15 protein-coding genes are annotated in these 11,006 nt (G+C 36.4%); 12 read left to right on the forward strand and 3 right to left on the reverse strand.

Going from position 1 to position 11,006, the window contains the following annotated elements; all coding sequences use genetic code 11:
* The coding region (locus BZK14_RS13140; RefSeq protein WP_143691479.1) for an adenine deaminase C-terminal domain-containing protein at nucleotides 1–157 on the forward strand (157 nt) is incomplete at its 5' end.
* A 65-nt stretch (nucleotides 158–222) separates the two neighbouring features.
* Here BZK14_RS13140 and BZK14_RS12735 read toward each other — a convergent pair.
* Both BZK14_RS12735 and BZK14_RS12745 read right to left on the reverse strand, forming a co-directional pair.
* Nucleotides 223–621: a hypothetical protein gene (locus tag BZK14_RS12735; protein WP_077926840.1), complete on the reverse strand. Its 399-nt coding sequence runs from the start codon at nucleotides 619–621 to the stop codon at nucleotides 223–225.
* Between the two features lie 532 nt (nucleotides 622–1,153).
* Nucleotides 1,154–1,483, reverse strand: a complete 330-nt coding sequence (locus BZK14_RS12745; RefSeq protein ID WP_171973735.1) for an Imm51 family immunity protein — start codon at nucleotides 1,481–1,483, stop codon at nucleotides 1,154–1,156.
* Nucleotides 1,484–1,550: 67 nt separating this feature from the next.
* On the opposite strand from BZK14_RS12745, the gene BZK14_RS12750 reads away from it, so the two are divergent.
* The 3 genes from BZK14_RS12750 (at nucleotide 1,551) to BZK14_RS12760 (ending at nucleotide 3,354) form a co-directional block, all read left to right on the forward strand.
* The gene (locus BZK14_RS12750) at nucleotides 1,551–1,754 is read left to right on the forward strand and encodes a hypothetical protein (RefSeq protein WP_077926843.1); all 204 of its coding nucleotides are present in this window, start codon (nucleotides 1,551–1,553) and stop codon (nucleotides 1,752–1,754) included.
* 74 nt (nucleotides 1,755–1,828) lie between these two features.
* Nucleotides 1,829–2,743, forward strand: a complete 915-nt coding sequence (locus BZK14_RS12755; protein WP_077926844.1) for a tetratricopeptide repeat protein — start codon at nucleotides 1,829–1,831, stop codon at nucleotides 2,741–2,743.
* A 149-nt stretch (nucleotides 2,744–2,892) separates the two neighbouring features.
* Nucleotides 2,893–3,354, forward strand: a complete 462-nt coding sequence (locus BZK14_RS12760) for a hypothetical protein (RefSeq protein WP_077926845.1) — start codon at nucleotides 2,893–2,895, stop codon at nucleotides 3,352–3,354.
* Here BZK14_RS12760 and dinB read toward each other — a convergent pair.
* The gene (gene dinB, locus BZK14_RS12765; protein WP_077926846.1) at nucleotides 3,351–4,406 is read right to left on the reverse strand and encodes a DNA polymerase IV; all 1,056 of its coding nucleotides are present in this window, start codon (nucleotides 4,404–4,406) and stop codon (nucleotides 3,351–3,353) included. The genes BZK14_RS12760 and dinB overlap by 4 nt on opposite strands.
* Nucleotides 4,407–4,486: 80 nt before the next feature.
* On the opposite strand from dinB, the gene BZK14_RS13145 reads away from it, so the two are divergent.
* The 8 genes from BZK14_RS13145 to BZK14_RS12800 form a co-directional block, all read left to right on the forward strand.
* Nucleotides 4,487–4,657 carry a prepilin-type N-terminal cleavage/methylation domain-containing protein gene (locus tag BZK14_RS13145; RefSeq protein ID WP_171973736.1) on the forward strand — a complete coding sequence of 57 codons (171 nt, stop codon included), beginning with the start codon at nucleotides 4,487–4,489 and terminating at the stop codon, nucleotides 4,655–4,657.
* Nucleotides 4,657–5,514 carry a PilW family protein gene (locus tag BZK14_RS12770; RefSeq protein WP_077926847.1) on the forward strand — a complete coding sequence of 286 codons (858 nt, stop codon included), beginning with the start codon at nucleotides 4,657–4,659 and terminating at the stop codon, nucleotides 5,512–5,514. Before BZK14_RS13145 ends, BZK14_RS12770 begins: the two co-directional genes overlap by 1 nt.
* A complete protein-coding gene (locus tag BZK14_RS12775) occupies nucleotides 5,511–6,548 on the forward strand; it encodes a hypothetical protein (protein ID WP_077926848.1) in 1,038 nt (345 codons plus the stop codon). The genes BZK14_RS12770 and BZK14_RS12775 overlap by 4 nt, the downstream gene beginning before the upstream one ends.
* Before the next feature lie 33 nt (nucleotides 6,549–6,581).
* Nucleotides 6,582–7,358: a formate dehydrogenase accessory sulfurtransferase FdhD gene (fdhD, locus tag BZK14_RS12780; protein ID WP_143691481.1), complete on the forward strand. Its 777-nt coding sequence runs from the start codon at nucleotides 6,582–6,584 to the stop codon at nucleotides 7,356–7,358.
* Nucleotides 7,359–7,454: 96 nt separating this feature from the next.
* Nucleotides 7,455–7,829 carry a 30S ribosomal protein S12 gene (gene rpsL / locus BZK14_RS12785; protein ID WP_077926849.1) on the forward strand — a complete coding sequence of 125 codons (375 nt, stop codon included), beginning with the start codon at nucleotides 7,455–7,457 and terminating at the stop codon, nucleotides 7,827–7,829.
* A gap of 59 nt (nucleotides 7,830–7,888) precedes the next feature.
* Nucleotides 7,889–8,359, forward strand: a complete 471-nt coding sequence (gene rpsG / locus BZK14_RS12790; RefSeq protein WP_077926850.1) for a 30S ribosomal protein S7 — start codon at nucleotides 7,889–7,891, stop codon at nucleotides 8,357–8,359.
* A gap of 99 nt (nucleotides 8,360–8,458) precedes the next feature.
* Nucleotides 8,459–10,555, forward strand: a complete 2,097-nt coding sequence (gene fusA / locus BZK14_RS12795) for an elongation factor G (protein WP_077926851.1) — start codon at nucleotides 8,459–8,461, stop codon at nucleotides 10,553–10,555.
* Between the two features lie 89 nt (nucleotides 10,556–10,644).
* Nucleotides 10,645–11,006: GTP-binding protein (locus tag BZK14_RS12800; protein ID WP_171973737.1), on the forward strand; the 362-nt coding region annotated here is incomplete at its 3' end.

Genomic DNA, 11,006 nt, shown 5'->3' on the forward strand with positions numbered 1-11,006 from the left:
GATCATCACAGCGCGTGATAAATTCAACTTGTCACATGAGTTCCATCCATTGATGACATTGGTGTTTATGACATTGCCAGTAATCCCTGCATTGAAATTAACATCGAATGGCTTATTTGATGTAAAACAATTCAAATTGGTGGATGTTTCAGTTTAATTGCTGAATTAACCTAAATTAGAAAAGATAAACCGAGCTATGCTCGGTTTATTTTTCAAGATGTTTTACTCTGTTATTGTAGTAAAATTCATAAAATAGCCATTGAGAGTTTCTTTAATTTGATCAAGATTTTTTTCACTATTAGGGATGAAATATTTCAAATTAGCAACTGCTAATCGCTCTTGTACGATATTTACATGAAATCCAATAGCATTATAATTTAACACAATGCCAAAGGTTTTTTCTTGGCAAAGTTTTTGTAGATCATTAAGTAAGGTTGGGTGAGCTATTGTGGAAACAAAGAGTTTCATTTGATCTATAAATTTCTCATTAAGTTCTGTTCCACTTGTAGGTGGCATTAGAGAAAAAGGAGAGCCAGTCTCATTTATTGTAATGATCGATTTTGATGATGGGTGGATTTCCGTAATGTCTATAAAAACAAATAAATCTTCATAGGTCAGCATATCATTTTTTGATTGTGATATGGCCTTGCTTACATTTGGTATTATTTGTATCTCTGATTGTACTCGCTTACATTCTATAACTGATTTAAATTCAGCGCTGATGATATCAGCTCTTTGAGTTAAATTTAGATCATTAATTGCTGTCTTTTTTAGCTCGCTAGCAACTATTAGTTCAAATAAAAAATTTCGTGCATGATCATCGCCATTTTTGGCTATTTTGTCTTTGAATGCTTGACCCGGAAATATCTGATAAGTATTTATGTACTTCTACAATTTGATTCATTTCAAAAAACGATTGGAGACAGTAATACATATCATCATTAAAGTTCCCTCTATTTTTTTCATACCATTTTATGTGTTTTTGATATTCTTGGATTCTTCCTCTTAAAGGAATGCCTAGCTCTGATTGTAGCCAAAGACAGCATTCTTCAATTTGTTTCTTGAAAGTAGTATTGTCGGAATATGGTGCTGTATTGATGTATTTGATTTCAGCATTTGATAGTATCATTTTTTGCCTGTATAAGCTTTTGAATTATATATGAATATGTTCATGTTTTTTGATTTCTTCACGAAACCCAATCGCAACAGCTTTTAATAATTCTACATCTGTAGAATAAGCTGAGAACATATCTGCTTCAGGATCGAATTCGATTAAGTGGGCGGATTCGCTGAAATTCTCTTCAATGAATTTAGCAACAACTTTTTGCCAAGCATAACCATTAAAATAATCACGGTTTGTGCCTGTTTGTGCTTCTAAAATATCCATGATTGGATCATTATAAAAAGCATCTGACATAAAGAAGAATGATGCTTTGTCATCATCATGAATTAAAAAGTGAAAAGGTTTTAGGGATTCTGTCATAAGCGCCGATGTGTTGATATAAAAAATAAAGATTATAATAGTATTATGTGAAAGTTGGGAAATATGCATGATTATAATGAAAGTTTTTCTTTTTGTTTTATCGATACCATTTTCAGCAATTGCGGCTGCGGTCGTAGCGGGTATCGTTAAAACTATTTTGATCGCTGTGAATATGAATGAAATTTTTGAAGATATAATTGTTGGGATTGTTGCGTTGTTTATTTTTGTGAAGTGTTCGATCTTTTATGGTAAACGCATATTTAAAATGTAGTGATATGGTTATATCGTACATGATTAATGCAAGATAGCGTAGAATAGCTGTGATTTTGATAAAGGAGAGAATAGATGCATTCAGCGGTTGATGAATTATTGTATGGCGCAGAAACATTATTAAATGAGCAAAATATTAATGATGCCATTGAGTTGCTGAATTCTATTGAAACAGATCGCCCATTCAACTCAGCAAAACAGTTGATTTTGTTGGGCATGGCATATTCTGCCAATAATAATATTGAGAAAGCTCAAAAAGCTTGGCAAGGCATTTATCAAGAATGGGATGAAGCTATTTATGCTTTAGCTCAGTTATATTTGGGTGATTTGGCAGAAGAGCAAGGTCAATTGGATATGGCAATTCAATATTGGCAATCTATTGAGTTGGCTTGGAGCGAATCTTGCTATGCACAAGCACAATTGAATTTAGGTGAATTAGAAGTTAATCGTGGTGATGATGAAGCGGCGATTATGTATTGGCAAGCCATCCAAAAGGATTGGGATTTGCGTTGTTATGCAAAGGCACTATTTAATTTAGGCGAATTGGAAGACCAGCGTAATGATCAAAAAGCAGGCGTAGTTTATTGGTCTAAAATTGAAAAAGATTGGGATCACAATACTTATGCTTGGGCGCAACTCTATTTAGCTGATTTTGCCATGAATCAAGGTGATGAAGCGCAAGCTGAAATTCATTGGAAAAACATTGATGCGGATGCTAGTAAGTGGTGCTATGGTCAAGCTTTATATTGTTTGGGTAAATTAGAAAAGAGTAAAGCTAATTTAAAAGAAGCAGAGCGCTATTGGCAAATAATTACAAGAGAATTAACAGATGCCAATTATGCTTGGGCTCAATTACAGCTGGGCATCTTAGCTGCAAATCAAGGTGATTCAGAGAAAGCAAAATCATATTGGGCTGGTATTCAGAAAGATTGGCATGAAACTGCGCATGATTGGGCACAAGAATACTTAAATCACATGAAAAATATTTAATATTGATATAACGCAGTTTTTGTAAATTTTTAGTTCAAGGTATCCATAATATAATGGATGTGGAAGCTTGCTATTGTTATAATATCCAAGAATTTTAATTGGCATATCTATTGATAAGTGATTGATATTATAAAAATAAGGTTGTAGATATGAGTAGAATAGTTTTTCAAGTATGGATGGTCGTATGTTCCATATCAATTTTACATAATATTAGTATTGCAAAAGCATTGAGTCCAACCTTCTTGCCTATGTTAGAAGGTGAGTGGCGTGTAGATATAGAACATGATAAAGATGGACGGAGCTCTAAACAAAAATGTTTTACTTTGAGTGAGTTAGTGCCAATTTATTCTGCACAAATATTGTTGATGCAAGCTAAAGAAAATAAACAAAAATGCCGCATGACAGCAGAAAATACGCGTAATAGTCAGGTTTATGTATTAAAGTGTGATGAACATAAGCTCAGAACGATTGAAAGTTATAGTTTAATAAAGAAAGCATATAATAAATATATCTTGGTAAGAGAGTTATCAACAGAGCCTTATACTCGTGCGATTAATTATGTTGAAACAACAACATTTACTCGCATTGGTCGCTGTCTTTCATCAAATTAAAAAGGCAGGTTAAATTGCTGATCATAATAAGGATCAGGATTTTGGATTGTGATGCCAATTAAGCGAATGGGATGTTTGGGGATGCTATTAAATAACTCCCAAAAGCAGTGATGAATGAATGTATATTCATAAGGTAAAACTGTGCTAAAAGTTTTACTGCGTGTCATGACCGCAAAATTTGCAAAACGAATTTTGATTGCGATGCCTTTACCATGAAAAGGATCTTGGGCTAATCGTTCTAATAATGTAGAGATAAGAATATCAACTTCTTTTTGGATCTCTTCAATGGTTTGGATATCTTTTGAAAAAGTATTTTCAACGCTGACAGATTGTGTTTCTTGAATGGGATCGACAGGGCGATTATCCTCACCTCGTACACATTGATAATAATAATCTCCTGATTTGCCAAAATATAATTTTAATGCCTCTCTAGATTGTTGTTTTAAGTCTAGCCCAATTTTAATGCCTAAAGAGTGCATTTTTTTCGCTGTTTGTTGTCCTATGCCATAGAATTTTTCAATGGGCAGTTGCTCTAATATTTTTGTGGCCGTTTTGTGCGTAATCACTGTAATGCCAAAAGGTTTATGCATATTAGAAGCAAGTTTAGCCAAGAATTTATTATAAGAAACGCCTACAGAAGATGTTAAGTGAAGCTCAAGATAAATATCCTGCTGAATACTTTTGGCAATCTCTGTTGCATATTGTCCATCTTGCGTTGTGGCTGTGACATCAAGGTAAGCCTCATCTAAGGATAGTGGCTCAATTAAATCAGTGTACCTTGAAAAAATTGTATGGATTTGTTGTGAAACGGCACGATAGATATCAAATCTATGTGGTGTGAAAATTAAATGTGGGCATTTCTTTTTTGCTGTGGATGATGGCATTGCAGAATAAATGCCAAATTGGCGAGCTTCATAACTTGCAGCTGCAACAACTCCTCTCGCATCAGGAGAGCCTACAACAAGTGGTTTATTTCTATAGTGTGGAAAATCTCTTTGTTCAACCTGTGCAAAGAATGCATCCATATCAACATGTAAAATTTTTCGGGTCATAACTATTGAAAAAATATATTGTTAAATATCTGTTAATTAATGTAAATTTTTTAATTATAAAAGTTGTGATGGGTGAGAGGATGACGTTAATAGAAGTGATGGTTGCTTTGGCTATTATAGTCGGAGTTGTTATGGTTGCCTATCAATATCATGAAATGATGATTATGAGTAACCGAGAGTTATTATTGCAACAAGAAAACTTACTCACGGATGAAAATCAATTTGATCAAAATTATGTTATGGAGTTTTAATGCATAGAGCCATAGGATTGACATTGATTGAGATCATGGTGTCCATGGCAATAGGATTATTGTTATTATCATCTTTAATGGTTTTTTGGTTAGCATTATCTCAAAAGAGTTATGAAGAAGTTATTAAGTTAGAGTTATCACAAGATTATTTGGAAGTGGCAAGTTATCTTCGATCTTTTTTAGGGCGAGCGATTTTTCATCCTCTTTGTTTAAATCCGGAGTGGTTAAATTATCAAGCAACTGAGTTTGATCACCCCATTAGAGCATTTGTCACTGAACAGAAGCGGGTAATCGTGCATCATGCCAATGATGACCCTTTGATGGAAAACCAAAAAATGTTAGATGTTCAGCAGCAATTTCCTAATCTAGTATTGAATAGTTATCAGCTCAAAACATTGGTTGGTAGCGATTTATTAGAGATGATTGAGCTAATTCCTTTGGTTGTAAAGGATGGTGAGATTCTCAATGTGGATAAAGTGAAAGGGCAGATTGGTTATTTGCTTATGACAGATTGTCATAATTATATGGTAGGGCAATATCAAAAAATCGGGCTTGATAAATATCATGTCACTGTACAAACGGAAAGCGATGTTCAGCAGTATCTAGATGTTCAACGGCATATTCAATATTACAAAGTTAATCGTTCATTGATATATGTGATCTATGAAAAAGGACAATATTATTTAATCCATAATTTTTTAGATGGTTCTAATTATATGCGTTTTGCTAATGTTATGGGATTGCGTATCCAAAATATGGATGATTGGCAAATGTTGAGCTTGAATTTATTGATGCCATATTTGTCGCTAGATCGGCTAATGATTCAAACGCTTTATATAAGATTATTCAACCTATGAGAAGATCTCAAGGTAATGTTTTAGTCATTATTGTTATCATAATCGGGGCGCTATATTTGCTGGCTGGCATGATGATGGTGGTTAATCGGCAATATTTTTCAGATATGTTGTTGGCCAAGAAGTCTGTGAGTAATCGACAAAAATTATTAAATGCTGGTCATGAAAATTTATTACAACCCTCACGTAATAGAGAATTAGATTTTCAGTTTGATGATTGGCAGAGTTGTGATGTGTTTTCTTTTCCATATATATCTGATAATTCTGATGTCTTTATTAAAAAGGCTCGGTTGGCAGATCATTGTTATTGGGTTGAAGAATCATTTCGTATCTGGTTAGCGAGCGAGGATAATATAGAAGATCGTTTGGTCATTGATCAATTACAGTCTAAAGATGTTTGGCAAAGTAAAATAGATGATGGTGCTTATCAAGTGGATATTTTGAGTGTAGGTGATACTTGGACTTTACACTTAGAGAATGGGATTAATAGTAAGGATATTGTATTAATGGTTTCAGATGAATTACCATTGTTGGCTGATCAAGCCATGCGAATTCATCAGCAACATTATGAAATTATTTTGATTTTTGAGAACCCTATAGATCAAACATTGATGATTGATCATTTATGGATCCCAATTGCAGAACTTTATTTTGATAGCAATATGATTTTCTCTTTTCAGTTAAATCATTATGTTGTAGATGAGCGTGTTCAAGTGGAATCTATGAATATGAATGATTCTAAGAATCACAATTGGCAAATAAGTATAAGTGGGCAACGGTTTCATTCCATGATGATACAAAATAATGCGCTCTTTATTACTACCAATGATGAAGATCAACTTAATCAAGGTATTATTGGTATGTATTTAAATGGGGACTCTTTTTTTGGTGATCGCTTGTTGGGATTTATATATCGGCATGCAGATACTGTGATTGAATTGATTCCATGTTTGTATCGAGCACCACTCATTATTGCAAACCAGTGGCTTGTTGGTTGCAATGTGCATCAAAAAGTCCGTTATTACTTTATAGAATGATAGAATATATAAAATTATTCATAGAGATACTTTATGGAAGCGATTAAAAAATGTCAGATGGTGAGCTATTACAGTGATGCTCACTATGAAAAAGATGATTGCCTGATCTCAGAAGAGCCAATTCAGTTTATCTATAATGGTGTGCCACATTTAGTTATGATGTGTACCCCAACAGATTTAGAAGATTTGGCATATGGATTTAGTTTAACAGAAGGAATTGTGCAATCACCTCAACAAATATTGTCTGTTAGTGTTCAATGTACGCATATGGGAGTTGAGCTGCATATTGAAATTGAGCCCATTTTGATGAGTCGTTTAGAAGGGAATCAGCGCAAAATGAGCGCTAGAACTGGTTGTGGTGTTTGTGGTGTAGAAAATCTATCATTGGTCGAAAAAACTTTGGTGGAATTAGCATCCGTTGAGCCTATTACTTATGAAAGTATTCAAAATGCTTTATCGCAAAGCAATGATGTTCAAAAATATGGTCAGCAAACAGGTGCATCACATGCAGCATTTCTATGTGATAGAAAGGGTGATATAATTTTAACTCGTGAGGATGTTGGCCGCCATGTTGCATTGGATAAATTAATTGGCGCGATGATGCAATCAGGTGTTAATGTTGAAAGTGTATTTATTTTGATGAGTTCTCGTGCTAGTTTTGAAATTGTACAAAAAACTATAGCGATTAAAATTCCAATATTGGTCACGATGTCCGCACCAACAGATAAGGCTGTTCAGTTGGCCAAAAAGTATCATTTATCCCTTTGGGGATTTGCGAGAAAAGGTCGAGTTAATTGTTACTCAACTTGACACTTTCTATACAGTCTTATAAAATCTCGCATCTTTGGATAATTTTATCCAAGATTGGCTTATGTATAATTTTTATAATCATAGGATTGAATTTTAATGGTAACAGTAAATCAGTTAGTGCGTCGTCCACGCTCTATCCAAGCTGAAAAATCTGGCGTACCTGCATTGCAAAGCTGTCCTCAGCGCCGTGGTGTGTGTACTAGGGTTTATACAGCTACGCCAAAGAAGCCAAACTCTGCTTTGCGTAAAGTTTGTCGTGTGCGTTTAACGAATGGTTTCGAAGTAACAAGTTACATCGGCGGTGAAGGCCATAACTTGCAAGAGCACAGCGTAGTATTAGTACGCGGTGGTCGTGTTAAGGATCTTCCAGGTGTTCGTTATCACACAGTTCGTGGTGCTTTGGATGCGCAGGGCGTTGCAAAACGTCGTCAAGGTCGTTCAAAATATGGTGCTAAGAAGCCTAAGGAATAAGTAATTGTTCTTTATAAAAGGTTATTTTAGTTGGATTTAGTATTTGTTGAGAGTATCTCATGTCAAGAAGAAGAGAAGTCCCAAAACGTGATATTTTGCCAGATCCCGTTTATGGTAGCAAAACGTTGGCGAAATTCATGAACATGGTAATGGTTTCTGGTAAGAAAGCTGTTGCTGAAAGCATTTTATACGGCGCTTTAGATGGTATTAAAGAGAAGGGTCATGAAGATCCTATGGCTGTATTAGATCAAGCATTGGAAAATGTGCGTCCTAAGGTTGAGGTTAAATCTCGCCGTGTGGGTGGTGCTACATATCAAGTTCCAATCGAAGTTCGCGCAACTCGTCGCGATACTTTGGCTATGCGCTGGATTATTGATGCTGCGCGTAAGCGTTCAGAAAAATCAATGTCACGTAGAATGACGGCAGAATTATTAGATGCTGCAGAGAGTCGTGGTGCTGCAGTGAAAAAACGTGAAGATACACACAGAATGGCAGAAGCAAACAAAGCGTTTGCTCACTTCCGCTGGTAATATCGCGTGTTTTTAGTATGAATGTAATGCGGTGCTGTCAGTAGTGATGGTGCCGCATCGTCGTTTTTAAGATAATTTTCTAAATAGAAGGAAATAAATATGGCTCGTACAATGCCAATTGATCGATATCGTAATATCGGTATTAGTGCTCACATCGACGCTGGTAAAACTACTACTTCTGAACGTATCCTATTCTATACAGGTCGTACACATAAGATCGGTGAAACACACGATGGTACGGCAACAATGGATGGTATGGATCAAGAGCAAGAGCGCGGAATCACGATTGCATCAGCAGCAACAACTTGCTGGTGGAAAGGGATGGATAATCAATTCCAAGAGCATTTGATTAACTTGATTGATACTCCGGGACACGTTGACTTTACAATCGAAGTTGAGCGTTCTATGCGTGTATTGGATGGTGCTGTAATGGTTTACTGTGCTGTGGGTGGTGTTCAGCCGCAGTCAGAAACAGTATGGCGTCAAGCAAATAAATATAAAGTTCCACGTATGGCATTTGTAAATAAAATGGACCGTACAGGTGCTGACTTCTTCCGTGTAATGGAGCAAATGAAAGAGCGTTTACGTGCAAACGTAGTTCCTCTTCAAATTCCAATTGGCGCAGAAGAAAACTTTGAAGGTGTTGTTGACCTAGTGTTGATGAAAGCAGTTTACTGGGATGAAGCAAGTCAAGGTTTGAAGTTTGAATATCGTGATATTCCTGAGCATTTAAAAGAACAAGCTGAAGAATACCGTACTGCTATGGTTGAAGCGGCGGCTGAAAGCTCAGAAGAAATGATGGAAAAATACCTTGAAGAAGGTGAATTGTCTATCGAAGAAATTTATAAAGGTTTACGTATTCGTACGTTGAACTCTGAAATTGTTCCTGCGCAATGTGGCACTGCGTTTAAGAACAAGGGTGTTCAAGCGATGTTGGATAACGTAATTCGTTATTTACCAGCGCCTACAGATATTGAAGCGATCAAAGGTGAGTTGCCAAATGGTGAGCCTGCTGAGCGTCATTCAACTGATGATGAGCCATTCTCTGCGTTGGCGTTCAAAATTATCAATGATAAATTTGTTGGTAACTTGACGTTTATTCGTGTGTACTCAGGTGTGATTAAGTCGGGTGATTCAGTATATAACCCTGTTAAATCACGTTCTGAAAGAATTGGTCGTATGTTTAGAATGCACTCAAATGATCGTGATCCAATTGATGAAGCGCGTGCAGGTGATATTGTTGCGTTGGTAGGTTTGAAAGACGTAACAACTGGTGATACTTTGTGTGAACAAGCAAATACAATTACACTTGAGCGTATGGAATTCCCAGAGCCAGTTATCTCTGTTGCGATTGAGCCAAAAACTAAAGGTGACCAAGAGAAAATGGGTCTTGCTTTATCTCGTTTGGCACAAGAAGATCCGTCGTTCCGTGTTTCAACTGATCATGAATCAGGTCAAACAATTATCGGTGGTATGGGTGAGCTTCACTTGGAAGTTATCGTTGAGCGTTTGAAGCGTGAGTTTGCTGTAGAGTGTAACGTTGGTGCGCCACAGGTTGCTTACCGTGAAACAATCAAGAAATCTATCGAGCAAGAAGGTAAATTCGTTCGTCAATCTGGTGGTCGCGGTCAGTTCGGTCATGTTTGGTTGCGTATCGAGCCAAGAGAATCTGGTGAAGGTTACGAGTTCGTTAACCAAATCGTTGGTGGTGTTGTTCCTAAAGAATACATTCCTGCGGTTGATAAGGGTGTTCAAGAGCAAATGGAAAATGGTGTTCTTGCAGGCTTCCCAGTTGTTGACGTAAAAGTAACATTGTTCGATGGTTCTTACCATGAAGTTGACTCAAACGAAATGGCGTTTAAAATCGCTGGTTCTATGGGCTTTAAAGAAGGTGCTCGTAAAGCAGGTGCTGTATTGTTAGAGCCAATGATGAAAGTTGAAGTTGAAACTCCAGAAGATTACTTAGGTGATGTAATGGGTGACTTGAACCGTCGTCGTGGTAACTTGCAAGGTGTTGATGATGCATATGGTTCTAAATTGATCCGTGCTGAAGTTCCATTATCAGAAATGTTTGGTTATGCGACTGCGTTGCGTTCAGCAACTCAAGGTCGTGCAACATATTCTATGGAGTTTGCTAAGTATCAAGAAGCTCCAAATCATGTAACTGAAGAAATTATCAAGAAAAACCAAGGTTAATCTAAATTAATTTTAGGTTTGCAAACAAAAAAAATAGCGCTATAATATAGCGCTATTTTCATTCATTCTTTAACAATTGAGGTGATATTGTGTCTAAGGAAAAATTCAGTCGTAGTAAACCGCACGTAAACGTGGGTACAATTGGTCACGTTGACCATGGTAAAACAACATTAACAGCTGCGTTGACAAAAGTTGGTGCAGATCGTTTTGGTGGTGCTTCTCAAGCATACGATCAAATCGATAAAGCTCCAGAAGAAAGAGCACGTGGTATTACTATTTCTACATCACACGTAGAATATGAATCAGAAAACCGCCATTACGCGCACGTTGACTGTCCTGGACATGCGGACTATGTTAAAAACATGATCACTGGTGCTGCTCAAATGGATGGCGCTATCTTGGTTTGTTCAGCAGCTGATGGTCCTATGCCTCAAACTCGCGAACACATCTT

This window comes from Wohlfahrtiimonas larvae (assembly GCF_002006755.1).
GTDB lineage: Bacteria > Pseudomonadota > Gammaproteobacteria > Cardiobacteriales > Wohlfahrtiimonadaceae > Wohlfahrtiimonas > Wohlfahrtiimonas larvae.

Excerpts from the sequence above, each read along its gene's own strand:
- rpsG (WP_077926850.1), top strand. The coding sequence starts at position 7,889 with ATGTCAAGAAGAAGAGAAGTCCCAAAACGTGATATTTTGCCAGATCCC.
- BZK14_RS12775 (WP_077926848.1), top strand. The coding sequence starts at position 5,511 with ATGAGAAGATCTCAAGGTAATGTTTTAGTCATTATTGTTATCATAATC.
- BZK14_RS12750 (WP_077926843.1), top strand. The coding sequence starts at position 1,551 with ATGATTATAATGAAAGTTTTTCTTTTTGTTTTATCGATACCATTTTCA.
- BZK14_RS12735 (WP_077926840.1), bottom strand. The coding sequence starts at position 621 with ATGCTGACCTATGAAGATTTATTTGTTTTTATAGACATTACGGAAATC.
- dinB (WP_077926846.1), bottom strand. The coding sequence starts at position 4,406 with ATGACCCGAAAAATTTTACATGTTGATATGGATGCATTCTTTGCACAG.
- BZK14_RS13145 (WP_171973736.1), top strand. The coding sequence starts at position 4,487 with ATGACGTTAATAGAAGTGATGGTTGCTTTGGCTATTATAGTCGGAGTT.
- BZK14_RS12745 (WP_171973735.1), bottom strand. The coding sequence starts at position 1,483 with ATGACAGAATCCCTAAAACCTTTTCACTTTTTAATTCATGATGATGAC.
- rpsL (WP_077926849.1), top strand. The coding sequence starts at position 7,455 with ATGGTAACAGTAAATCAGTTAGTGCGTCGTCCACGCTCTATCCAAGCT.
- BZK14_RS12755 (WP_077926844.1), top strand. The coding sequence starts at position 1,829 with ATGCATTCAGCGGTTGATGAATTATTGTATGGCGCAGAAACATTATTA.
- fdhD (WP_143691481.1), top strand. The coding sequence starts at position 6,582 with ATGGAAGCGATTAAAAAATGTCAGATGGTGAGCTATTACAGTGATGCT.
- fusA (WP_077926851.1), top strand. The coding sequence starts at position 8,459 with ATGGCTCGTACAATGCCAATTGATCGATATCGTAATATCGGTATTAGT.
- BZK14_RS12770 (WP_077926847.1), top strand. The coding sequence starts at position 4,657 with ATGCATAGAGCCATAGGATTGACATTGATTGAGATCATGGTGTCCATG.
- BZK14_RS12760 (WP_077926845.1), top strand. The coding sequence starts at position 2,893 with ATGAGTAGAATAGTTTTTCAAGTATGGATGGTCGTATGTTCCATATCA.